At 67.7% G+C, this 21,182-nt stretch carries 23 protein-coding genes and 3 pseudogenes; 12 read left to right on the forward strand and 14 right to left on the reverse strand.

Going from position 1 to position 21,182, the window contains the following annotated elements; all coding sequences use genetic code 11:
• Positions 1–47 precede the first annotated feature (47 nt).
• The gene (locus tag HFP48_RS21770) at positions 48–896 is read left to right on the forward strand and encodes a hypothetical protein (protein ID WP_246872453.1); all 849 of its coding nucleotides are present in this window, start codon (positions 48–50) and stop codon (positions 894–896) included.
• 43 nt (positions 897–939) lie between these two features.
• A complete protein-coding gene (locus HFP48_RS21775; protein WP_168580028.1) occupies positions 940–1,530 on the forward strand; it encodes a GNAT family N-acetyltransferase in 591 nt (196 codons plus the stop codon).
• Between the two features lie 108 nt (positions 1,531–1,638).
• Here the strand turns inward: HFP48_RS21775 and HFP48_RS21780 are convergent, their stop codons facing one another.
• From HFP48_RS21780 to HFP48_RS21790, 3 genes are read right to left on the reverse strand one after another with little or no spacing between them, the layout of a single operon-like run.
• Positions 1,639–1,947, reverse strand: coding sequence for a hypothetical protein (locus HFP48_RS21780; RefSeq protein ID WP_168580029.1), 309 nt, complete (start codon positions 1,945–1,947; stop codon positions 1,639–1,641).
• 43 nt (positions 1,948–1,990) lie between these two features.
• Complete coding sequence (locus HFP48_RS21785; protein WP_210432775.1) at positions 1,991–2,632, reverse strand: RES family NAD+ phosphorylase; 642 nt, start codon at positions 2,630–2,632, stop codon at positions 1,991–1,993.
• On the reverse strand, positions 2,629–3,138 hold the full coding sequence (locus HFP48_RS21790; protein WP_168580030.1) for a hypothetical protein: 510 nt from the start codon (positions 3,136–3,138) through the stop codon (positions 2,629–2,631). The genes HFP48_RS21785 and HFP48_RS21790 overlap by 4 nt, the downstream gene beginning before the upstream one ends.
• A 223-nt stretch (positions 3,139–3,361) precedes the next feature.
• Between HFP48_RS21790 and HFP48_RS21795 the strand changes: the two genes are divergently transcribed.
• The 4 genes and pseudogenes from HFP48_RS21795 to HFP48_RS21805 all read left to right on the forward strand — a co-directional run.
• Positions 3,362–3,712, forward strand: a complete 351-nt coding sequence (locus HFP48_RS21795) for a hypothetical protein (protein WP_168580031.1) — start codon at positions 3,362–3,364, stop codon at positions 3,710–3,712.
• Positions 3,709–3,870 carry a hypothetical protein gene (locus HFP48_RS31685; protein ID WP_006936660.1) on the forward strand — a complete coding sequence of 54 codons (162 nt, stop codon included), beginning with the start codon at positions 3,709–3,711 and terminating at the stop codon, positions 3,868–3,870. The genes HFP48_RS21795 and HFP48_RS31685 overlap by 4 nt, the downstream gene beginning before the upstream one ends.
• A complete protein-coding gene (locus HFP48_RS31690) occupies positions 3,867–4,163 on the forward strand; it encodes a hypothetical protein (RefSeq protein WP_246872454.1) in 297 nt (98 codons plus the stop codon). Before HFP48_RS31685 ends, HFP48_RS31690 begins: the two co-directional genes overlap by 4 nt.
• Before the next feature lie 478 nt (positions 4,164–4,641).
• Positions 4,642–4,964: pseudogene (locus HFP48_RS21805) on the forward strand (transposase); the annotation flags it as partial.
• A gap of 86 nt (positions 4,965–5,050) precedes the next feature.
• On the opposite strand, the gene HFP48_RS21810 reads toward HFP48_RS21805, so the two are convergent.
• Positions 5,051–6,025, reverse strand: a complete 975-nt coding sequence (locus HFP48_RS21810; protein ID WP_168580032.1) for a helix-turn-helix domain-containing protein — start codon at positions 6,023–6,025, stop codon at positions 5,051–5,053.
• A 143-nt stretch (positions 6,026–6,168) separates the two neighbouring features.
• Here HFP48_RS21810 and HFP48_RS21815 point away from each other — a divergent pair, with 143 nt between their 5' ends.
• Positions 6,169–6,807, forward strand: coding sequence for an isochorismatase family protein (locus HFP48_RS21815; protein ID WP_168580033.1), 639 nt, complete (start codon positions 6,169–6,171; stop codon positions 6,805–6,807).
• A gap of 172 nt (positions 6,808–6,979) precedes the next feature.
• Here the strand turns inward: HFP48_RS21815 and HFP48_RS21820 are convergent, their stop codons facing one another.
• Positions 6,980–7,486: a hypothetical protein gene (locus tag HFP48_RS21820; RefSeq protein ID WP_168580034.1), complete on the reverse strand. Its 507-nt coding sequence runs from the start codon at positions 7,484–7,486 to the stop codon at positions 6,980–6,982.
• 156 nt (positions 7,487–7,642) lie between these two features.
• Between HFP48_RS21820 and HFP48_RS21825 the strand changes: the two genes are divergently transcribed.
• The 3 genes from HFP48_RS21825 (at position 7,643) to HFP48_RS21835 (ending at position 10,762) form a co-directional block, all read left to right on the forward strand.
• Positions 7,643–9,079 carry a DUF2254 domain-containing protein gene (locus tag HFP48_RS21825; RefSeq protein ID WP_168580035.1) on the forward strand — a complete coding sequence of 479 codons (1,437 nt, stop codon included), beginning with the start codon at positions 7,643–7,645 and terminating at the stop codon, positions 9,077–9,079.
• A 250-nt stretch (positions 9,080–9,329) separates the two neighbouring features.
• The gene (locus HFP48_RS21830) at positions 9,330–10,100 is read left to right on the forward strand and encodes an IclR family transcriptional regulator (protein ID WP_168580036.1); all 771 of its coding nucleotides are present in this window, start codon (positions 9,330–9,332) and stop codon (positions 10,098–10,100) included.
• 74 nt (positions 10,101–10,174) lie between these two features.
• On the forward strand, positions 10,175–10,762 hold the full coding sequence (locus HFP48_RS21835; RefSeq protein WP_050035797.1) for a TetR/AcrR family transcriptional regulator: 588 nt from the start codon (positions 10,175–10,177) through the stop codon (positions 10,760–10,762).
• Between the two features lie 58 nt (positions 10,763–10,820).
• Here the strand turns inward: HFP48_RS21835 and HFP48_RS21840 are convergent, their stop codons facing one another.
• The 4 genes from HFP48_RS21840 to HFP48_RS21855 form a co-directional block, all read right to left on the reverse strand.
• Complete coding sequence (locus tag HFP48_RS21840) at positions 10,821–11,954, reverse strand: Rieske 2Fe-2S domain-containing protein (protein WP_168580037.1); 1,134 nt, start codon at positions 11,952–11,954, stop codon at positions 10,821–10,823.
• 51 nt (positions 11,955–12,005) lie between these two features.
• Positions 12,006–12,242, reverse strand: a complete 237-nt coding sequence (locus HFP48_RS21845; protein ID WP_006930830.1) for a hypothetical protein — start codon at positions 12,240–12,242, stop codon at positions 12,006–12,008.
• Between the two features lie 327 nt (positions 12,243–12,569).
• Entirely contained in the window at positions 12,570–15,188 is a 2,619-nt protein-coding gene (rph, locus tag HFP48_RS21850; protein WP_168580038.1) for a rifamycin-inactivating phosphotransferase, read from the reverse strand.
• Positions 15,189–15,500: 312 nt separating this feature from the next.
• The gene (locus tag HFP48_RS21855) at positions 15,501–16,256 is read right to left on the reverse strand and encodes an SDR family NAD(P)-dependent oxidoreductase (protein WP_029545691.1); all 756 of its coding nucleotides are present in this window, start codon (positions 16,254–16,256) and stop codon (positions 15,501–15,503) included.
• 174 nt (positions 16,257–16,430) lie between these two features.
• Here HFP48_RS21855 and HFP48_RS21860 point away from each other — a divergent pair, with 174 nt between their 5' ends.
• A complete protein-coding gene (locus HFP48_RS21860; protein ID WP_044475577.1) occupies positions 16,431–17,441 on the forward strand; it encodes an ERCC4 domain-containing protein in 1,011 nt (336 codons plus the stop codon).
• Positions 17,442–17,520: 79 nt separating this feature from the next.
• Here HFP48_RS21860 and HFP48_RS21865 read toward each other — a convergent pair whose 3' ends face one another.
• Positions 17,521–18,123 carry a TetR/AcrR family transcriptional regulator gene (locus HFP48_RS21865; RefSeq protein ID WP_168580039.1) on the reverse strand — a complete coding sequence of 201 codons (603 nt, stop codon included), beginning with the start codon at positions 18,121–18,123 and terminating at the stop codon, positions 17,521–17,523.
• Entirely contained in the window at positions 18,120–19,175 is a 1,056-nt protein-coding gene (locus HFP48_RS21870) for a saccharopine dehydrogenase (protein WP_168580040.1), read from the reverse strand. Before HFP48_RS21870 ends, HFP48_RS21865 begins: the two co-directional genes overlap by 4 nt.
• 153 nt (positions 19,176–19,328) lie before the next feature.
• On the opposite strand from HFP48_RS21870, the pseudogene HFP48_RS21875 reads away from it, so the two are divergent.
• A pseudogene (locus HFP48_RS21875) lies at positions 19,329–19,985 on the forward strand (arabinosyltransferase domain-containing protein); the annotation flags it as partial.
• A gap of 124 nt (positions 19,986–20,109) precedes the next feature.
• On the opposite strand, the gene HFP48_RS21880 reads toward HFP48_RS21875, so the two are convergent.
• The 3 genes and pseudogenes from HFP48_RS21880 to HFP48_RS21890 all read right to left on the reverse strand — a co-directional run.
• A complete protein-coding gene (locus tag HFP48_RS21880; protein ID WP_158507579.1) occupies positions 20,110–20,256 on the reverse strand; it encodes a hypothetical protein in 147 nt (48 codons plus the stop codon).
• Between the two features lie 29 nt (positions 20,257–20,285).
• Complete coding sequence (locus tag HFP48_RS21885) at positions 20,286–20,852, reverse strand: dihydrofolate reductase family protein (RefSeq protein WP_043798707.1); 567 nt, start codon at positions 20,850–20,852, stop codon at positions 20,286–20,288.
• A gap of 29 nt (positions 20,853–20,881) precedes the next feature.
• A pseudogene (locus tag HFP48_RS21890) lies at positions 20,882–21,166 on the reverse strand (hypothetical protein); the annotation flags it as partial.
• Between the last annotated feature and the right edge of the window lie 16 nt (positions 21,167–21,182).

The following is a 21,182-nucleotide window of genomic DNA, read 5'->3' on the forward strand; positions in this document are numbered from 1 at the left end:
TCGCTGCAGGGCGCGTGCTCAGCCGGCAGGGCGTGTGGTCAGCGGGCATGGAGCCGACGTACGGCAACATGTCCGGCATGTGCTCGGATGCCGCGGCGAACCTCCTCGACACCGTCCCGGGACGCATGCTCGTCCACTGGTATCTGCGCGCCTACGGTGACGCAGATCCGCGGCCGTCCGTCGCCGCATTCATCGAAGCCTCCACCCTCGAGGACTTCGTCGACGACCTCGTGCTGATCATCGGCGAGTACCTCTACGGCAACGGCGCCAACGACGTCCTGGACATGGCCCTCACCGCACCGGCGACGATCGAGATGGCCGAGGCGATCTGCGCCGCGCTGCGTCACCCGAGCCGGAACACCCTCGACTCCCCGCAGACCCACGAGGGCACGATCACCGAGCTGAGTCTGCCGCGGGTGCGCAACCGCAAGCGACCCGGCGCGCTGCCCGACGGCGCGTTCTGGACCGCGACGCCTCTGCACGACGGGACGAGCGACACGTGGAGCGCCAGCGGGGAGAACCTGCGCGGCCTGAAGGACCCCGCCCGCTACACCGTGCACTTCGATCCGGACGTCGCGCGGATTGTCCGGATCGACACCGCCGGCGACTGGGCGGCCCTGATCGCCGACCATCCGCTCGAGTTCCGCGGGGCGCGCGTCCCGGACTGGCCGTCGATCGCCGAGGAGTGGGACGCCGTGCACCTGTCGGCTCTCGGCCTGCTGTGCGCCCACCCCAGGCTGTCCGAGGTGCCGTACGACCGGTACGAGGCCGGCGGCTACCGGCACAGCCAGTCGGGGCCGTGGCCCGGGGTGGGCGACTGGTCGACGGTGAGCACCGCGTGGCTGCGGATCCCCGAACGGTTCGAGATCCGGTCCACCACCCGGGCCGCGCGGTAAATGGTTCGCGGCCGGACCCGGCGCGGCTCTACGGTGGGTCGCGATGACCGAGATACGTCCCGCCGAGCCCGCCGACGTCGACCGCGCGACCCGCACCCTGGCGCGCGCCTTCGCCGACTACCCGTTCACCCGCCACACCGTCGATGCCCGTGACCACCTGCGTCGCGTCGAGGAGTTGCAGCGGCTGTATCTGACCGAGATCGGCCTGCGCTGTGGGCGGATGTGGGTGGCCGACGACGCGTCGGCCGTCGCGGTGTGGACCACCCCCGAGTCCACCGGAATCCCAGAGGCTTTCGAACGCATCGCCGGACGCGTCGCCGAGCTGTCCGGTGATCGGGCCGACGCGGCGGCGGCCGCGGAGGAGGCGCTGGCGCCACTGCGGCCCGTCGGACCGGTGTGGCTCCTCGCGACCGTCGCCGTGGATCCGGACCGGCAGGGCTCGGGCCTGGGCGGCGCGGTCCTCGAACCCGGACTCAGGGAAGCCCGCGAAGCGGGGGTGCCCGCGTACCTGGAGACGTCGTCGGAGCGGAACGTCGCGTTCTACCGCAGGCTCGGTTTCGACGTCGTCGGTTCCGTGACCCTGCCCGGCGACGGGCCGCGCACGTGGGCGATGGTCCGCAACCATACGCAGTAGGTGGCGGAGTTTCATCACGACGTCGAGGACCTCGCCGGGTAACGCTAGAACATGATGTGCATCATCTCTCGAGAATGGAAAGCGGCATCAATCCCGAGACGGTTCACCTCAGTTGTCGCGGACCTGCTTCCTCCGAGTTCCGGGCCGGCCACAGTCGGATTGCTCTGAACGGTTGACCAACACGTCGGCGCCCATGAATGCCACAGGCTGATGTTCGCTGTCGAATCCCACACATCCCCAGGAAGCAAGCAGGTATTTGCCGACGAACCGTCCCGAGCCGGCCATCTGCTTGACGAGGGCGCTGTCGTCGAACTCGGAGTCCATCCAGCGACCCACACCGGGCGCTGAGTACCACCGCTGCACTTCGTCAATGCTCGACTCGGGAACGCAACCAGCTACCGCGAGACGCGATGTCATAGTCATCAACCGTAGGACCCACGTCCGACATACGCGAGGAGGGTCAGAAGCTCCCGGGGATGTCGAGGACCACGATCCCTGCCTCTTCCTCCAGCGCCTCCCACAGGTCCGGGCGGTCGAGCAGGTTCTCGGTACCGAGCACCGCGAAATCGCTGGGCTCTTCGTCTGTGCCGGTCTGATCGCCGCTGGCCGCGAATACCGCGATGCACGCATCGACGTGCTTGAGATCGTGCCGTGCCCAATACCGAATGCCGTCGAACCCCGCTTCGTGCAACGCCTTTGCCCACTGCTGGGTCAGCGGATAGTCGGTGGTGGTGAACATCTCGGAGGTCAATCCGAACTGGATCGCCCGGTTGGAGGTCGCATCGGCGAGACGCAGATCCCTACGGACAATCACCGTTGAAATGTCCCGCTTGACGAGTTCCGGACGTGGGATGACGTAGATGCCGCTCCACGCCTCGAGCAAGGTGATGAGCTCGGTTTCCGCGGTGTAGCAGGTTCCCTCGGACCCGGTGAGATCGAAACGGCCGCCCCCATTGCTGCTGAACCACCACGCCCCCAGGCCGGCGGCATGACTGCGGTAGATCGTCGTACGGGCAGCCAGCCCGGTCTCAGGGAACCGTCCCCGGAGTGTGTCCGGGGACGGTGGCGGTTTCAGGTGTTGTTGTGCGCGGGAAACATTCACGAAGCGAGCCGTTCCGACGCCTGGCGGGCGAGCTTCTCGACATCAGCACTGTCACCGTCGAGCAGGGCCTGCCGCGGTGTCCGGCCGTCGAGTTCGGGTTGCGCACTCGACATCCACGACGCAATCGTCCACGGTTCGACGTCGGCATGAGCCCAGGCGCCCAGGACGTTCTTGATCCCCGCGATCGGTCGGTAGCCGGCGGCAGTCTCGGTGAAGCCATCCGACCAGTAGCCGGCAGTGCCGTCCGCGGCGGTCAGACGCAACACGCGATTGTCCCTGACCCCCTGGCTGAGCGCCTGCTTCGACCAGCCGGTCACTTCGAGGGTCTGCTTGTGGGTCAGGATCGGGCCGATGTGCTTTTCCCACGCTCGGCGCGCTTTGAGGCTCGACAGCATACGTCTCACGCCGTCGGCCACGTACCGCGCGTCGTCGTCGCTGAGCTGTTCCGCGGCCATCCCGCTGGCGTCCAGCTGGTCCTCGACAACCTTCTTCAGTGGAGTGCTCATACCTCGATCGTCCTCGGTCAAGTAGGTCAAGTCAAGTAGGTCAAGGGGACGTGGGCTGCACGTTCGGCGAGGCCGCGCCGTGATCAAGCCCTCACCGAGCCCCCGACCTCCGTGTCCACTGGTTCAGGGGAATCTCAGGCAGGCCGCTGCGCCGGCGACGCGCGGCATCGGTCCCCCGCGGTCGCTACCCTGACACCGCACTCGCGACAAGTATGGAGGACCAGTGAGGCGCCTGACCGGTCGGTGGCGGATCGTGGAGATGGACCTGTGGGACCGCGACGCGATCGACCTCGTCGAACCCGGTTTCATCGAGCTCGCCGCCGACGGGACCGGCCAGTTCGGCTTCATCGCCGTCCGCGGCTGGATGGACTGCCGGACCATCGAACGCGACAGCCGCACCGCCGTGGGGTTCAGCTGGGACGGCGACGACGAAGGCGACCAGGTCAGCGGCCGCGGCTGGGCCGCCCTGGCGCAGGACGCCACACTCGAGGGACACCTGTTCATCCATCGGGGAGACGACTCGGGTTTCCGGGCGGAGCCCTACGACCGCGCCGATCGGCGGGAGGGGCGATGAGTGAGTACCAGCACTACGAGTTCCTCACCGTCGACCGGCCGTTGGACGAGCGTCAGCAGGCCGAAGTGCGTTCCCTGTCCACCCGCGCGAGGATCACGGCCACCAGCTTCGTCAACGAGTTCCACTGGGCAGCTTCCGGGACGATCCGAACCGGATGATGGAGCGCTACTACGCCGCGCACCTGTACCTGGCCAACTGGGGAACACGGCGGATCCTGCTCCGCCTTCCGCGCGGCCTGCTCGACCTCGACGTCGTCGGGGACTATTGCGTCGACGAGCGGGTAACTACCTGGACCACGAGCGAATTCCTCGTGCTGGACCTGACCAGCGAGGACGAGTCCGGCGACGTCGATTCGGACGCCGGCGCACCGATGTCACCCGTGCCGCCCCGGACTGGCCACCCTCAGCGCGGCGCAGCGCGCCCTGGCCGAACTTCTCCGCCTCGACGATGACCTGCTCGCCATCGCGGCCCGCACGAGCGCACCGTTCGACTCCTGCTGCGGGTCGCCGAAAATCACACGGTGACCGTCCGGATGGAGATGCTTCGTCGATTCCACAACGGAGCACACCACAAACCTGCCCGCCCCACCTCGCCGGACCGTGGCCGATCTTCTCGAGGCCGCGGCGCGTCGCCGAGGCGACCATGAGCGCCGGGCAGCTGCCCGGCGCGCCGGGGAGGAAGCCCGCCGGCACAAGGCCCGTGGTCTCGCATCGACGCGATGATCGCCACCCGAAAGTCCGGCGAGTACGACGCCGCCGCCGCACTGCTCACCGATCTCCGGACGCTCGCCGAACGCGACGCCGACGTGACACCTTCACCCAGCGCATCCTGGCACTACGTCACACGCATGCGCGCAAACCACGCCTCATCGAACGTCTCAACCGGGCAGGCCCATGACCCGGCACCAATCCGGGAAGTCGGCGAAGGCCGCCGACCACCTCGACGCCGCAGTGTCGGATCTGTTGGGGTTCAAAGTATTTCCCAAACAGATCTGGAAGCAGATCTGGAGCAATCATCCGCAGGGAGCGCCTCAACAAAAGAAGTCCGTAGGAGAACCAATGTGGTCGGGATCTTTCCGGATCGTACCGCGTTGATCCGTCTCGTCGAGGCGGTGCTCGCGGAGCGAGCACGATGAGTGGATCGAAGGGCGCCGCTACCTCGGACTGGATGTGCTCGCCCGCTCCCGTACCAACACGGCCGAAGAACCGTGACTGAACCCGCCGAGGAGGTTGCACCGGCCTTGACTACCTGACCTCCCGCCGAGGAATCACGCGGCGACGTCGTACACCACCTCACGGGACTTGGCCCCTCGCCGGTGACTCGCACCTCGTGTCACTTTCACGTCCTCCTGGGTACCAGCGGTTGCGGCCGGGATGCGAACTGCCGACGATAGGCGGTGGGTGAAGTCGCGAAGGCGGAGGTGAAGTTCTGCCGGAAGGTGGCGCTGCTGCCGAAGCCGCACGCGGACGCGACGGCATCGATGCTCCAATCCGTGGTTTCGAGCAGAGCGCGTGCCTCCTGCAGTCGGCGCGTGAGAATCCAACGTGCCGGCGTGGTGCCGGTGGCCTGCCGGAAGTGCCTGACAAAGCTGCGCCGGCTCATCCGGGCCCGATCCGCGAGTCGATCGACCGTAAGCGGTTCGTCGAGCCGGGTCAGCGCCCATTCGAGCACCTCGGCGATCGCGTTGTCGGTGGCGGGCCGCGCGAGGGGACGTTCGATGTACTGTGCCTGTCCCCCTTCTCGGTGCGGAGCCACGACCAGGTATCGGGCCACCCGGGTGGCGATCGCCGACCCGAGGTGTTTGCGGACCAGGTGCAGACAGGCATCGATCGCCGAGGCCGTACCTGCGGACGTGAGGACGTCGTCGTGGTCGATATAGAGAACCGAGGAGTCCACCTCGGTGCCGGGGCAGCGTTCGGCGAGCAGCGGCATCGCCTCCCAGTGGGTGACCGCCGCACGACCGTCGAGCAGCCCGGCGTCGGCGACGGCGAACGCCCCCAGGCACAACCCGGCGATCACCGCACCCCGCGCATGTGCCTGGCGCAGCTGTCTTTTCAACTCTGCACCGATCAGCCTCGGGGGCATCGGCCACGACGGGACGATGACGATGTCGGCCCAGTCGACCGTCTCGGGTCCGGTCACCTCACCGATCGGGTATCCCTCGGCGGTACAGACCGAGCCGGCCCGGTCCGACCACAGCCGGGTCTGCCAGTCGGGGGCCGGACCGAGACGGCGCACTTCGGCGAACACCAGCAACGGTGCCGCGAGGTGGAACATGGTGATCCCGTCGAAGGCGTAGACAGCGATTCGCATCCTGTTCTCCCGAGTTGGCCCGATCTCATCGAAAGTATGCATTCGTGCCACTTCCGGCCAGGGTAGACCTGCCGAACAATCGGGCAGTGAGGCGCTCACCCCGTGGGCGCGACACCCCGAATGATTTCCCAGGGAGGAAACCCGTGACCGCACCCCGCCGTGCCCTCGTCGTTGTCGACGTCCAGCAGGAGTACTTCGACGGACCGCTCGAGATCCAGTACCCGCCGCGCGAGCAGTCGCTCGCCAACATCGAGGCCGCCCTCGACGCTGCCGCCGCCCACGACGTCCCGGTCGTAGTCGTTCAGCACCGTATGCCCGACGGAGCCCCCGTCTTCGTCGAAGGTTCGCGAGGATGGTCGCTGCACCCGAATCTCGAGCGGCGCATCGACCCGACGTGCAAACGCGTGCACAAGCAGTACGCGAGCGTGTTCGCCGGCACCGACCTGGCCGGCTGGTTGCGCGCCCGCGAGGTGGACACCGTCACGATCGTCGGATACATGACCAACAACTGCGATCTCGCCACCGCCGCGGAGGCCGAGGCGCTCGGATTCGCCACGGAGATCCTCTCCGACGCCACCGGTGCGATCCATCTCGCGAACGCCGCCGGGCAGGTCTCCGCGCAGTCCCTGCACACCACCCTGATGGTGCTGCTGCAGTCCAACTTCGCCGCGGTCACCACGACCACCCAGTGGATCGAGGCCGTGCAGTCCGGCTCGACGCTACCCAAGAGCAACCTGGTCGAATCCGCCCTCGAGGGACGCTCGGCATCCGCGCTCGCCTGACGACCACCCCACGCCCCGGGGCAGCCCGGTCGCGGAGGAGACGGCCGGCGCGTCGCGCTGGCAACTCACTGACAGGCTCGGCTGACCGGCTCGGCGGGGCCGGTGTGCTTCACATGCACCGGCACCCCGGGCCTGCTCCACCGACGTCGTCGCGGCGGCGGATCCCGGACGTTCAGCGGTTCTTGCTGTCCTTCTCGGCTTGCCGGCGCGCCCCGGCGGCGATGGTCGACGCCTCGTACTTCTTGCGGCCGGCCGAGTTACGGGTGGCGTCGACGCGGGTCTTGCCCTTCGACCGCACCTTGCCCTCGGCACCGACATCCTCGGCGGGCGCGGCGGCATCCGAGCGGGCGCGAGCGAGCCGTTCCTGCTTCAGCTCCTCGGCCGAGCGGCGGGCCACCGCCCCCAGCTGGCGGCTGACCCGGGCCAGCGCATCCTCGAACACCTCCGCCTTGCCGGCGTTCCGCTCGTTCGCCGACTTACCGGCCGCACGAGACTTTTTCGCGCCGACCTTCTCGGCACCCTGCCGGCGGTAGAGCTTGACGTACTTGTTGCGGGATCGGCGGATACGGGTGTGCAGATCGATCAGGCCGTCCTCGTCGAGATCTGCCATCTCCGTCTTCTTCGTCTGCCGCACCAACACGAATTCGTCCTCGGACAGCGAGTTCACCAGCTTTGTCATGACCGATTCCGTTCGTCGCACCAGTCCTGCACAGGTGTCGGCATCGTATCCACCTCGGCCCGGCCACCGAGGCCGTTCCAACCGATCCGCCGCACTCCGGCAGGCGCAGCGACGGGTGCGCGATTACCCGGCCGCGGGCGGGGGTATGCGCGAGGAATGTGGTTCCGGGCGGTGTCCGTGAAGTTCGAGACCGACGGCGGCCCCGGGGCCCGGGGGCGACGGGGACCGATCTCCTCCGTACTGAAGCGTCGACAGGTGTTCGTCGAAGCGGTGCGCTCCCGGCTGTGGCCCGTCCCGGCGGCCGCGGTGCTGCTGGCCGTGCTGGCCGGCATCGGCTTGCCCGAGCTCGACGCCGCCCTCGATGACCGGCTGCCACCGACGGTGGCGGGATACCTGTTCGGGGGCGGTGCCGACGCCGCCCGCGAGGTACTGAGCGTGATCGCCGGCTCGTTGATCACCGTCACGGCGCTGACGTTCTCGCTGACACTGGTGACCCTGCAACTGGCCAGCAGCCAGTACTCCCCGCGGTTACTGCGCACCTTCGCCGCCGACCGTGTCATCCAACGCACCCTGGCGCTGTTCCTGGCGACGTTCATCTACGCGCTGACCGTGTTGCGCACCGTCCGCAGCGCCACCGACGGCACCGACGGCACCGCGTTCGTCCCGCAGATGGCGGTGACGACGGCATACCTGCTCGCGGTGGCCAGCGTCGTCGCGCTGGTGCTGTTCCTCGGACATCTGGTCCGGCAGATCCGCGTCGAAGCCGTGCTCGAGCACGTGCGGGCCGACACCTGCGCCACCGCCACCCGTCTCCTGCCTCCCGCACGCCGGGACACACCTGCCGTGCCGGTGCCCGCGCCACCGCCGCACCCGCACCTCGTCGAAGCGGCCTCGTCCGGATTCCTCGTCGAGATCGACGAACACGCCCTGCTCACCGCGGCGGAGCAGGCCGAGGCGGTGGTGTGGGTGGACCGCCCGGTGGGCAGCCCGGTCCTGGCGGGCACACCGGTCGCGTTCTCCTGGTCCGTCCGCCCGCAGGAACCGTTGACCGAGGACGCGGCGCACCGGCTGAGCGAACGGGTACGCGCGGCGCTGCGCACCGGCAGCGAACGCACCGCCGTCCAGGACATCGGCTACGGACTGCGGCAGTTGACCGATGTGGTGGTGCGGGCCCTCTCGCCCGGGATCAACGATCCCACCACCGCCGTGCACGGACTGATCTCGTGCACCGCGGTCCTCGCCGACCTTCTCGACCTTCGGCTCGGCCCGTACACCCAGTGCGACGAGCACGATCGGGTACGGGTGGTGCTGGCGCGGCCGACCTTCGCCGAGCTGCTGGAGCTGGTGTGCACCCAGCCGCGGCTCTACGGCGCCGACGATCCGATGGTGCTGGACGCGCTGCTGTCGATGCTACGGGAGCTGGCATGGAAAGCCGCCACCGGCGAGCAGCGCACGGCGATCACCGACCAGCTCGATCGCCTGCGCGAGCATGTCACCGACCACGACACCGTGACCCGCCGGCACCTCGACCACCTCGCCCGGCAGGTGGGCGAGGCCCTCGAAGTGCGCTGGGCAGGGCGCCGTCCTACCTGACGTGTGCCGTCGCTTCCGCGGCGTCGCTGGCGGTCGCCGCGGGGCCGGCTCGTCGGTGTCACCGCGGCGCTGCGAAGCCGCCGGCCACCTCACAGGAGGCCGCCGCCCTCGGGTGATCCGCCCCCATCGACCGCGTTTCGGTCTTCGATTCCACTTCCCGCCCCTCGGGCGAACTGTTACAGTCACCACAGTCATTGATTGATCGCTTGATCAGTAGAGGTAACCGCGCTTCGGCGGTGGGAGGCAGAGCATGACGCACAGCGATGTGCCGGTGGCGGTGATCGATCGCGCCGCCCGGCTGCTGGAGGCATTCCGCGACAGCGAGCGGCTCACGTTGGCCGAGCTCACCCGCCTGACGGGCATGCCCCGCTCGTCCACGCATCGCCTGCTGACCCAGCTCGTCGAGATCGGCTGGGTGCGACGGGACGCTCCCGCGTATGCGCTGGGCACGAAGATGCTCGAGCTCGGGTCCCTCGTCCAGCACAACGACACCCTGCACCGGGCCGCCCTGCCCGTCATGCACGAACTGCACGGCAACACCGGTCTCGTCGTCCACCTGGCGGTCCTCACCGGCGCCGAGGTGCTGTATCTGGAGAAGGTGGGCGGCCCCTATTCGATGCGCATCCCGTCGCGCGTGGGCGGACGTCAGCCGGCACACTGCACCGCGTTGGGCAAGGCGCTTCTGGCACAAGGAAGAACCGACCTCGACGCGCTGTTCGCCGAGCGCCCGCCGACGGCCCGGACCCGCCACAGCGTCACCGACCCGAACCGGCTGCGCCGCGAGCTCGCCCGGACCCGGGAACAGCACGTGGCGCACGACCGCGACGAGGCTGCCCCGGGCGTCTCCTGTGTCGCGGCGCCGATCGGTCACGCCGGCAAGTGTGTCGGCGCGATCTCCGTCAGCGGCCCCACCTCGTCGATCCGCCCCGCTGCCCTGGCGGGCCCCGTGCGCGTGGCCGCCCTCACGACGTGGCGTCGCCTCACCCGGCTCCGGTCGGCGGACTCCCAGCACGCCGTCTGAGGCTCTACTGATCGTTTGATCAATGGATGTGCCACAATGGACCGGCCGTCGACGACCGAGCCCCGAGGAGTGCCATGGATCCGCACGAGCGCCGCCGCCAGATCCTCGACAGATCCGCACAACTGTTCGCCACCAAGGGAATCGCGGCAACCACCATCCGGGAGATCGCCGACGAGGTCGGGGTCTACTCCGGGGCGCTCTACCACTACTTTCCGTCCAAGGAAGCGATCGTCACCGAACTGATCCGCGAATACATCGAGGACCTGTCCGCCCGGTGCCGCGAGATCACGTCCCGAACCCTGCCGCCGGTCGAGCGGATCGAAGCGCTCGTCCTGCTCGCCCTGACCACCTCGGAGAACTACCGGGGCGCCACGACGATCTGGCAGCGCGAGGGCGAGTACATGCGGGACCGCCTCGTCGAGGCGGACCTGGCCGAGATTGCCGACGAGGTGGAGAAGGCGTGGCGGGAGGCCATCGCCGAGGGTGTCACCGGGGGAATCTTCCGGGACGACATCGATCCGGAGGTGTTCTACCAGCTGATCCGCGATGCCGTCTGGCAGGCACCGCGCTGGCACCGACCGAGCGCGCAGCGCTCCAATGCCGACCTCGCGCACGAGATCACCCGGATCTTCGTCGACGGCTTCCGGCCGCGCACCGGCTGACGACCGCCGCCGGCCCGCGCCGGACCGGTACGGCTCGGCGCGGGCCGGCGCTCGCGGGTCAGCCGCGCAGTGCCATGGTCTCGTCCACTTCCCTCTGCCAGTTCTCCAGTGCCCGACTGGTATCCACCTCGAATTCGAAGCGCTGCACCATCTCCGGAGTGACGTCCTCGACGTCGACGAAGAACTGGCTGTACCAGCGACGCAACTGGTAGACCGGGCCGTCCTCCTCGGTCAACAGCGGGTTCTCGATGCGGGTCTTGTGCTTCCAGATCTCGACGTCCTGCTTGAACTGCGTCTCCACACCCTCGGTGAACATCGTCGCCATCGCGGCGGCTTCCTCGTCCCCGACTCCGTCCACCTTCTTGACGATGGTCCCGAACTGCAGCACGAACGAGTCCTGCGTGACCGGGTAGTGGCAGTTGACGAGCTTGGTCTCGACCGTCACGTCTCCGGCGACCGTGTAGACGGTGTCGAGCATGAAGGACGGTCCGTAGTACATCGCGTCCGAGATCGTCTGCGAATCCGGCAGATCCAGCTGCACACCCGTCTTGATGTCGTCACGGCCGGTCGAACGCATGTGCTGTGCGGCGATGTGGCCCTCGAAGACGTTCTTGAAATATTGCGGCATCTGGAAGTGCACGTAGAAGAAGTGCGCCATGTCGACGACGTTGTCGACGATCTCCCGGCAGTTCGACCCCGTCACGTGGAAGGTGTTCCACGTCCACTCGCTCCACGCGTCCGTCCCGTAGTCCGGGATCCCGGGGATGGTCACGTCCGCCGGCGGCGGGTTGCCCTGCGGGTCGTTCCACACGAAGAGCAAGCCGTTGCGTTCCATGTTGATCCAGGACTTCGTCCTGGCGATCTTCGGGGTGCGGCGGGCGTACGGCACCTCCGCGCACCGGCCGTCGCCGCCCCACCGCCAGTCGTGGAACGGACACGCGATCGTGTCGCCCTTGATCTCGCCCCGGGCCAGATTGCCGCCCATGTGCCGGCAGAAGGCGTCGAGGACGTGCAGGGCGCCCTTCGAATCCTCGAAGACCACCAGGTCGGTCCCGAATACCTTGATCTGATGCGGCTTTCCGTCGTGGAACGTCTTCGCCAGTCCGAGGCAGTGCCAGCCGCGGGCGTACCGCGTCGGGTTGCTGCCCGTCTCGATGCTCCGAACCTCGATGGTCTCGGGTTCAACAGTCATGAAGTCCTCCAGGTGATGTGCTTCCGGGTGCGGCGACGGACGCCGGACCGACTACGGTTCGACCCGCTGCGAGGGCACGAGCCGGCCGTCACGCACGGCTCGATCGACCGACTCGTGCAGCGCTCCGCAGCGGGGCAGGTAGGTCGTGGTCTCCCCCGGACGGGCCGCCGCGGCGAACTCGCGGCAGGTGTCGCGGGCCGGCCCTGTCCACTGAATGCTCGTGTGCACGGGGCTGTACTTCGCCACGAACACGGTGTTGCCACACGCATGACAGTCGAGCGACTGCATCGATCACTTCCTTCCTCGGGTACCTCGAGCGTAGGAATTTCCCCGCGCTGTGGCTGCGGGGTGTCAGCTCAACGGGACACCTTTTCCGAGGCGGGATTCGGGACCGGGGTCAGGACGCATCGCGTGCCGGTGTGCGTGCCGGCGAGGTCGGTGGCTCCGCCGAGCAGAACGAGCGGGGCGCGCACCACCGCTCACCGGTCGGCGATTTCGCGAAGGTGATGCCCCAACCGGTCACGCACGGCGTCCGACTGTTCGGCAAGCTCGCACCGAAGGTCTACCCGTATCGGGACCTGCATCTCCTGGAACAGGCTCCGCAGTTCCTGCCCCTCAGACGTCCCGCTGGGGCAGGATCTCGACGTACCCGTCGGTTCCGTTCACGCGGATCTGTTGCCCGTCGCGAATCAACCGGGTGGCACCCTCCACACCCACGACGGCCGGCAATCCGTACTCCCGCGCGATCACCGCCCCATGGGTCATCACTCCGCCCACCTCCGTCACCAGGCCTTTGATCGCGACGAACACGGTAGTCCAGCTCGGATCGGTGTAGGCGGTGACCAGGATGTCGCCCGCCTCGAGATCGGCCTGCGCCATATCCGACACGACACGGGCTCGCCCCTCGATACTCCCGGCGGACACCGGCGTACCGGCCAGCGCTCCAGGCGGGACGCCTTCGCGCCGATACCTTCCGGCGACGACCTCGCCGTCCGATGTGAACACCCGGGGCGGCGTGAGCGCCTGGTACGAGCGGAATGCGGCCTTTCTCTCACGGATGAGCTGGTCACACGATCGGTGCGTGAGCACGACCTCGCGCAGCTCGTCGAACCTCAAGTAGAAGATGTCTTCCTTGCGGCGAAGCACACGCGCCTGCACGAGCCGCTCGGCCTCGCCCAACAAGGCTTGCTTGTATACAAAGTAGCGGCTGACCATGCCGTATTTCGGATACTCCCGATACCCGGAGAAGGCGCGGACACGGTCGATCATCCGCTTGGCCTCATAGGCTTTTCGCTCTCCGTCCGGCAAGGCGCGCAGACGCTCCAGCAACTGGTGTTCCTTCTTGCGAGCCTCTCGCCGCCCGTGCTCGAAGCGTCGCTTTCCAGCGCCCGGCCCGAAGTTTCTGATGTTGCTCATGAGCATCGGCACCAAGGTGGTGGGGCGTTCGCTCCAGCGCGGTCTCGTGATGTCGATCTCGCCGACGCAGCGCATGCCGTGCTTGTCGAGGTAGGCCTCGATCGCCGCGCGCGCCTGCGGGCCGCCGGCGCGTTTCGCCAGCTCGTCGAGGAAGCTCCCCTCCTCGAAGCCCGCGTCCTCGACGTGCTGCAGAAAGGCCACCACGTCCGGGTGCGGCCGGATCGCGTCGGCCACGCCCACGAGCGCCAGGCCCATCTCCGACGTGACGTTGCGCGGGACCGATTGCGTGAGCGTGTCGGCTGCGTTCTTCTCGCCCAGCCAGGCCTGAAGCCGATCGTTGAGCCACCAGGCTGCTTCCATCGCCGCCGTGATCACCTGGTGGCTCCGCGGGTCGAACAGGATCCGCCTCAGCTCCTTGAGGTCGGCCGAGATGAAGTCGAGCAGCGCCGCTCCGGACTTGGCCCGGATCTCGCGCTTCAACATCGCGACAGAGGCCTGGCTCTGCGCCATCAACTCGGCGACGATGCCTTCGTCGGCCTCGATCAGGGCAGGTGCATCGCCGGCCGGTACACCGCCGACCCCGTCGTCCGGACACCACCTGATGAAGTCGACGCGTTCGACGATGGTCGCCAACGCATCCCCGAGAAGCGGATCGGACTTGCCGAGAGCGTCCAGCAGTCCCGTTCTCTTCACCGGCGAAGCCAGAGCCTGGGTGACATCGACGAACAGCCGACCTCCCGCCTCCCTCGTGGGTGCCGGACTCGTCAGTTGCCACAGGGAGATCCCCAGGGGCTTCATCGGGTCGGTCATCATCTGCTGGTGGCCGACAGAGACGTACACACGGTTCTCCCCGTCGTCGACCACGGGGACCGGGAACAGCGTGGTGATCGGGCGACTTTGCACGATTCGGAAACCGTCGTCGACCAGGCACCATTCGATGTCCTGAGGACTGCCGAAGTGCGCTTCGATTCTTCTGCCCAGCCGCTCGAGTTGCACAATTTGCTCATCTGTCAGCACCGATCGGTTCTGCTGCTCCTGCTCGATTCCCCGCATGTGCGTGCCACCGGCTGGCGCTGCTTGGGCGGCGCGTTGTTTGGTGGCGACGGTCCTGTCCGTGACTTTGCCGTCGCGCACCTTGTAGACGTCCGGGTTCACCAAGCCGGAAACGAGGGACTCGCCGAGTCCGAAGCCTGCCTCCACCGACGCGACCTTCCGATTGGAGGTGATGGGATCGGCCGTGACCAGAATCCCGGCCGCCCACGGGAACACCATCCGCTGGACAACCACCGCCATGTGAACCTTCCGCTGGTCGAAACCGTTGCGCAGACGGTAGGTGACGGCTCGCTCGGTGAACAACGAAGCCCAGCACCGGCTCACGTGCCGGAGAATCGCCGCTGGGCCCGAGACGTTCAGGTACGTGTCCTGCTGACCGGCGAAGGATGCGGTCGGCAGATCCTCGGTCGTCGCGCTGGATCGGACCGCATATGCGGCTTGTTCACCGAGCCGGGCGAGAGAGCGGACGATCTCCGACACCACATCGTCAGGGATGACGCACTCTTCGACCGCACGGCGGATCTGCGCACTGAGCACGCGGATCGAATCGCGATCCGCCGCCTCGAGACGCGACAATCGATCGAGCCGATCGTCGAGGGACGGCACTTCTGCCACGACCCGCCGGAAGGCGTCAGTCGTCACGCAGAACCCCGCCGGCACACGTATGCCTTCGATTCGCGACAGCTCTCCGAGGTTCGCGCCCTTGCCGCCGGCGACCGCAACCTGCGTCCGATCGATCTCCCGGAAGTCCAGTACATATCCCATTCCCCTGCCCCTCACCTGTAGGTTCCGGCGTTCCGCAGGCGATTATCGGCCACAATTCCGGGCCTCATGAGAGCCTCGAATCGTGTATAACGTAGAAGGGGGGCAGGGACAGCACACCGTCGTGGCGGACCGATATGCCCCGGCATGGTTGATCAGGGCGGAACATCCCTTCGGCCTTCTCCGCCTTGATGATTCGATTGCACACGGCCACGGGACCGAGCCGGGCCGGACCGGGCCGGTGCGAGCACATCGGGCATCTGCACGTTTCTCTCTTCCGCGACAAGGTACGAGTAGCGATGTCCGTCGCACGTCTCAGCGCATCAGCGCTTGACCGCCGTCGACGGGGAGCGAGTGACCGGTGATGTACCGTGCCGCCGGACTGCACAGGAAGACCACCGCCGGACCGATGTCGGTTTCGGGGTCGCCCAGCCGCCCGAGCGGCACGGTGTCGAGATACGCCCGCGCTTCGTCCGGACTCTCCTGCGCCCACACCTCGAGGGCGGATGAATTGGCCAACGGGAGAATCGCATTGACTCGAATCCCGTCGGCGGCCCACTCACACGCCGCCGTGCGGGTGAGGACGCGGATCGCCTCCTTGGCGGCCGCGTAGCCACCGTATCCGGACGGGTCCCAGCGCACCCCCGCCGCGGACCCGAGATTGACGATCGAGCCGCCGCCCTTCAGATGCGGGTGACACGCCCTCATCAGCCGCAGTGTCGCGGTCGGCCCGGAATCCATCCCCCGCTGATAGACCTGTTCGTCGAGGTCGAGCAATCGTCCGTGGACCGTCGACTGGGCGTTGTTCACCAGGATCGACAGGCCGCCGAATCGCGCGATCACCCGCTCCACCAGGAGATCGATCCCGGCCGCATCGGTGACATCGCACACGAAGGCGGCAGCGCGGCCGCCGCGCTCCTCGATCTCCGCCGCCACCTTCTCGATCTTGTCGGCCGTCCTCCCCACCACGGCCACCCGGGCTCCGGCCGCAGCCAACGCCAGGGCGATGCCGCGTCCCACCCCCTGACCCGCTCCCGTCACCAGCGCCGTCTCACCGTTCACAGAGTTCACGTCCGCCTTCCTTGCTCGGGACCGCACACCGCTGTGCGCGCTCATTGAGTAATCGATCAATCAATTACGATCGATGATGCCGGTTGCGACCGGACCCCGGTAGGTGTACCGGCGGGTAACTTCTGGCACCCGCGGACGTCCTTGCGTTGCGATGAGACCCTGGCAGCTGTGGAAATGGTGATCGCGGTGAATCCGGAGCCGGCGTCCAAGCTGGGCTACCTGCTGCGGGTACCCCTCGACGGCGGGCTGGTGTTTCGCACCTCGGGAACCTGGCCGCGCACGAAGGCGCTGTACTGCCATCCGGTGCCGATCGACGAATGGCCCGACGACCCCGAGGTGGTCGAGCGGGTGGCCGTGCGGTCGTGTGCGCGGCGCGGCGCGGCAATCGATCTGGTACTCGATCGGGGCCGGGAGAACCGATCGCAGATCGTGTACACCACCGCGCGCGGGCGCGAGGTGGTGTTCTGGCAGTCCCCGCGGACCCGCAAACAGGCCCGGCCGAACGTGCGCACACCCACCGCGCGGGCCGCCGGCATCGCCGAGCTGCCCATCGTCGTCGACTCGCACGAGCGTTACGCCTACCGGTTCGCCGACCAGCAGGTCGGGCTCACCAAACGCGCACTGCCGTGCGGGGACTACGGGGTCTTCCTCGAGGACCGCCTCGTGGCCTCGGTCGAACGCAAGTCGGTGCCGGACCTGGTCTCGAGCCTGACGAACGGCACGCTGCGCTACGCGCTGGCCGAACTGGCGGCCCTACCGCGGGCCGCGATCGTGGTCGAGGACCGGTACTCGGCGATCTTCGCGCTCGAGCGGGTGCGGCCGGCGACCGTCGCCGACGGCCTGGCCGAGTTGCAGGTGCGCTGGCCGAACGTGCCGATCGTGTTCTGCGACAACCGCGCCCTGGCGGAGCAGTGGACCTACCGCTATCTGGCGGCGGCCTACGTCTGGGCCGAGGCAGAGAACACGGCGATCGCCCGCATTGCGGCACCGCGCCCGGTCGACGCGCCCGCTGCCGAATCCGGGGACATCGCCGAATCCGCGAGCGGCGCCGGGGAGGGGGCACCGCCGGCGCCGTCCACCGCCGAGGTTCGGGCCTGGGCACGTGCCCAAGGCCTCCCGGTGCCGGATCGGGGCCGGCTCCGTCCCGACATCTGGCAGGCGTGGAGCTCGGCTCACCCCGAATAGCGACCCCGCCCCGAGCCGGACCGCATCGACGACGCCGGCACCGGGGCGGGCGGTCACGGCCGGCGCCTGCCCGGACGGCTCAGGACCCATGTACCAATCCGACTGCGGCCCGGATAATCTCGCTCCTCGCTTCCGCCGAACTACCGACGCCGACCGTCGAGTGGACAATGGCCGCACCTTCCACCAGGCTGACCACGGTCGCCGCGACCGCGAGGCTCCGCGACCGGTCGAGATCGGGGCGAACGCAGGCCACGAGGTCGGCCACGTGACCGACGTATCCGGTGTAGAAGTCGCGGACGACCGCGGCCGTGCTCTCGTCGCTCATGGCAATGGCCCAGACCTCCACGAACAACCGCACGCACGACGGATCGTCCTGCTCTGCGAGCAGGATCTCGAACAGACTCGTCGTCTCCAACCTGGTCAGGGCCGGCTGCTCACCCCGTTCCTCGACCGGCCCCAGTGCGGACGAGAGCCGCTCGAGCGAGCGCTGCAGCGCCCGCTCGAGCACAGCCCGGATCAGATCGGCGCGAGTCGGAAAATAGTGCTGGAGGTGCCCGATACGCACGCCCGCCGCAGCGGCAAAGTCACGCAGAGACGCATCGGCGTTGCCGCGGGTCGTGAGTACCCGTTCGGCGGCATCGAGCAGTTCGGCCTGCCGTTGGCCGCCCTTCGTCGAGATCATTCCCGCAATACTTCCACTCCGTGCTCGGGTAGCGATCGCAGGATCGAGGCCGGATCCGGATGCAGCTCGGGGTAGGTGACACCGGGCACCGACCCCGTCGGATCGAGCACTCTTCGCAAACCGAGGAAGCCGCCGAGCGCAGTCAAGTGGGCTTGGCCTCGCGGATCGACGACCGTTGCCGATGTCCTTCCCCCCTCGCCGTCGACGTCGACCCGGATCTCGGCGTTCCCTCCCTCGCCGGGCGAGTACAACAACGACCGGCGTACGGATGTCCACCGGTCCCCCTTGCCCCACCTGAACAACCCGGCCTTCTTCGCTGCGAGCAACGCCGTGGTGGCCGCGCCCGAGCTGAAGCCGATGCGTGTGGACACGGTGCCGACATCGAGGGTGATCGGCAGCGTCAGCTGTTCGGGGGTGTCGATTCGGACCACCTTGGTGCGCGACCCGGCGATATTCACGATCCGCGGATCTGTCAACGGCGCCACCGTCACCGGTAGTCCGCCCCGACGAACCTCGTAGTCGTATCCGAGCCGATCCATGAAGTCGACCGAATCGATGCCGGCCATGTCGTTCATGTCCCAGCGAACTGCGATATCGACCGAGGCGGCATCTCCGCCGCGCTCGGCTATCAGGGCAGCGGCTACCACACTCGTGATTCCGCCCATCCACGCCGACGAGAAGAGCACCGGCGCACGTGGCTTCATCACGGCTGCAGCGGCGATGGCGCGGGTCATGCGGCTGGTCCATCGCGTGATGTCGACGTACGGAACGCCCGCGCCGACCGCAGCCGTCAAGACCCGGTCGATCGGATCGTTGACCGTTCCGATCACCGCTCGGACCGCCGCCCGAAATGGCGCCGGATCCGTTAGATCCCAGCGCCGCACCGTAGCCCCGTGCTTGTCGGCGAGCGCCGCGCCCTTCTCGGGATTGCGCCCGGTCAGCAGCAACGGCCAGTGCGGAGCGGCGAGTTCGGTCAGTGCGGAACCCACGGTTCCGTATCCACCGACGATCAGGACCGGACCTTCGTGGTCTCGTGTGAGCGTGTCAGCCATGGTCAAAATATAGGTCATTTGACCTATATTGTTCACTGTGCCGGCCCTCACACCCCGGCAACTCGGGATGGCCGCAGCGTGCGCGCACCTCCGCCGAGTCGATATCCGCGCCAGGACACCGCGAGCCGCGGGCAACGAAGACGAGAGGCCACCGGCGTCGTGCTGACCTGGTGTTCGGTCGAACGCGCGATCGCCACCCGGCGTCTGCTGTCCGCCGCCGCCGCGATCCTCATCGGCGCGATCACCGTCACCGCCGGCCCGTCGGGCATCATCTGCTTCGCCGCATTGATCGCCGGCGCCCGCCCGATCGCCCCGCATCCTCCATCACCGGCTCGCAACATGGGATGGTTGCCCCTGCTCGCTCCGATGGTCGCGGCCGGGCTGGTGGTGCTGGTGCCGGTCTTCTCGGACCAGACCCCTGCGGCTGTGCTGGAGATGCAGCACGTACACGAGGTCGGCCCGAATGTGCCGTGGTTCCAGGAGTATCTGCGCTATCAGTACCTGCTGCAGATCACTGTGGACGGGTCCCTGGCGCACCGGTTCGCGGTCTTCACCCTGGTGCTGTGCCTGCTGGTGGCGATCGTGGCGATGCTCGCTGCCGTGGCGACCGGCCCCGCGGTGTTGCGTTCGCGGCGCAATCGGGCGCTGTTCGCGGCAGCGGTGTCGTTCGTGGTGACCATGTCGTTCATCGGGCCGAACGGCTGGTGGTATGTGTCGAGCTACGGGGTGCCGTGGTGGGACAAGCCGCCGTCGATCGCCGAATTCGGGTTCTCCACAGTGGTCTTTGCCGCGACCGTCGTCGCATTGCTTTGGCTGATGCGACCTCGGACCATGCGTCGTAGTAGGCCTTGCGCAATCCGCTCCGGTCTCTCCGAGTCCGACAGTGCGCGCTCCTAGGATCGAGATATTGTCAGGACCTGTGGATGGGCGAGTTTCAGGCGACCTCCAGGGTGGTTGGTGGGTCGATCGGTCGTTCTGTGAGTTTCCCGGGCAGTTCGTCGAACTGCTGGTGGATGTCGAACAGGCTGCCGTGCAGCAGCAGTACTTGCGTGCCGCTCGAGTCGTGTATCTCGTAGTGCATCCGCAGCTCGCCTGGCTGTGTATGTCCGATCAGTCGTGTTTCGCCTCGTAGCGCAGCAGGACCGTGCCACCCGGGAAGGTGCGGTTCTCCAACAGTCGCAGCGAGATCCATGACGGCAGGGTCGGGAAGAACGGGGTGCCGCCGCCCACGGCGATGGGCGCGACCACGATCCGGTATTCGTCCACCAGTCCGGCCTGCACGATCGGTGCTGCCAGCGTCGCGCCGGCCACCTCCAGCCTGCCGTCGGTTTCGGCTTTCAGCCTCGTCACCACCTCGACCGGGTCGCCGCGTTCCAGGCGGGAGTTCCAGTCGACGGACTCCAGGGTGTGCGAGAACACGACCTTGGGCATGTCGCGCCAGATGCGGGCGAAGTCGACGATCAGAGGGGTGGCGTCCGGGGCCTTGTCGGCAGTCGGCCAGTACGCGGACATCAGTTCGTAGAGCCGCCGCCCGTAGAACGACAGGGCGGTCTCCCGCTCGAAGTCGTTCCAGTACTGGTGCAGTTCTTCGCTCGGATCGGTCCAGTCGATGTTGCCTTGTGCATCGGCGATGTACCCGTCCACCGACACGTTGAAGCCATAGATGAGTTTGCCCATGCAGATCAGACTGCACCGGAGGGCAAAACTCATCGCGACACCACACGAGTTATTGTCAAATCGTTGTGGATGGGCGAGCGTCGGGCGACCTCCTTCGTAGTTGACGCATCAACCGGTCGTTCTATGAGTCTTCCCTTCTCGAACACGGCTCCGGCCCGAACGAGGGCGACCAGGTGCGGCGCGTTCACGGCGCGCCAGCGTGCCTCAGCGGCCTCGATCACCGTGAACGCCAGCGCGAGCCCGGCCGTCCGCGAGCCCGGCCCCTTGGTGACCTTGCTCCTCAAACGCACTGGCGCGAAAATAGATTCGATGGGGCAACACAATCAGCCA

It is taken from the genome of Rhodococcus sp. DMU1, assembly GCF_012272955.1.
Taxonomy (GTDB): domain Bacteria; phylum Actinomycetota; class Actinomycetes; order Mycobacteriales; family Mycobacteriaceae; genus Rhodococcus; species Rhodococcus aetherivorans.

Coding starts and splice junctions, on each gene's coding strand:
- HFP48_RS21885 (WP_043798707.1), bottom strand. CDS start 20,852: ATGGGCAAACTCATCTATGGCTTCAACGTGTCGGTGGACGGGTACATC.
- HFP48_RS21770 (WP_246872453.1), top strand. CDS start 48: ATGGAGCCGACGTACGGCAACATGTCCGGCATGTGCTCGGATGCCGCG.
- HFP48_RS21845 (WP_006930830.1), bottom strand. CDS start 12,242: ATGCAGTCGCTCGACTGTCATGCGTGTGGCAACACCGTGTTCGTGGCG.
- HFP48_RS21835 (WP_050035797.1), top strand. CDS start 10,175: ATGGATCCGCACGAGCGCCGCCGCCAGATCCTCGACAGATCCGCACAA.
- rph (WP_168580038.1), bottom strand. CDS start 15,188: ATGGGATATGTACTGGACTTCCGGGAGATCGATCGGACGCAGGTTGCG.
- HFP48_RS21880 (WP_158507579.1), bottom strand. CDS start 20,256: ATGCACTACGAGATACACGACTCGAGCGGCACGCAAGTACTGCTGCTG.
- HFP48_RS21790 (WP_168580030.1), bottom strand. CDS start 3,138: ATGAGCACTCCACTGAAGAAGGTTGTCGAGGACCAGCTGGACGCCAGC.
- HFP48_RS21820 (WP_168580034.1), bottom strand. CDS start 7,486: ATGACAAAGCTGGTGAACTCGCTGTCCGAGGACGAATTCGTGTTGGTG.
- HFP48_RS31685 (WP_006936660.1), top strand. CDS start 3,709: ATGAGTGAGTACCAGCACTACGAGTTCCTCACCGTCGACCGGCCGTTG.
- HFP48_RS21860 (WP_044475577.1), top strand. CDS start 16,431: ATGGTGATCGCGGTGAATCCGGAGCCGGCGTCCAAGCTGGGCTACCTG.
- HFP48_RS21865 (WP_168580039.1), bottom strand. CDS start 18,123: ATGATCTCGACGAAGGGCGGCCAACGGCAGGCCGAACTGCTCGATGCC.
- HFP48_RS21825 (WP_168580035.1), top strand. CDS start 7,643: ATGTGGTTCCGGGCGGTGTCCGTGAAGTTCGAGACCGACGGCGGCCCC.
- HFP48_RS21870 (WP_168580040.1), bottom strand. CDS start 19,175: ATGGCTGACACGCTCACACGAGACCACGAAGGTCCGGTCCTGATCGTC.
- HFP48_RS21840 (WP_168580037.1), bottom strand. CDS start 11,954: ATGACTGTTGAACCCGAGACCATCGAGGTTCGGAGCATCGAGACGGGC.
- HFP48_RS21810 (WP_168580032.1), bottom strand. CDS start 6,025: ATGCGAATCGCTGTCTACGCCTTCGACGGGATCACCATGTTCCACCTC.
- HFP48_RS21775 (WP_168580028.1), top strand. CDS start 940: ATGACCGAGATACGTCCCGCCGAGCCCGCCGACGTCGACCGCGCGACC.
- HFP48_RS21830 (WP_168580036.1), top strand. CDS start 9,330: ATGACGCACAGCGATGTGCCGGTGGCGGTGATCGATCGCGCCGCCCGG.
- HFP48_RS31690 (WP_246872454.1), top strand. CDS start 3,867: ATGATGGAGCGCTACTACGCCGCGCACCTGTACCTGGCCAACTGGGGA.
- HFP48_RS21780 (WP_168580029.1), bottom strand. CDS start 1,947: ATGACATCGCGTCTCGCGGTAGCTGGTTGCGTTCCCGAGTCGAGCATT.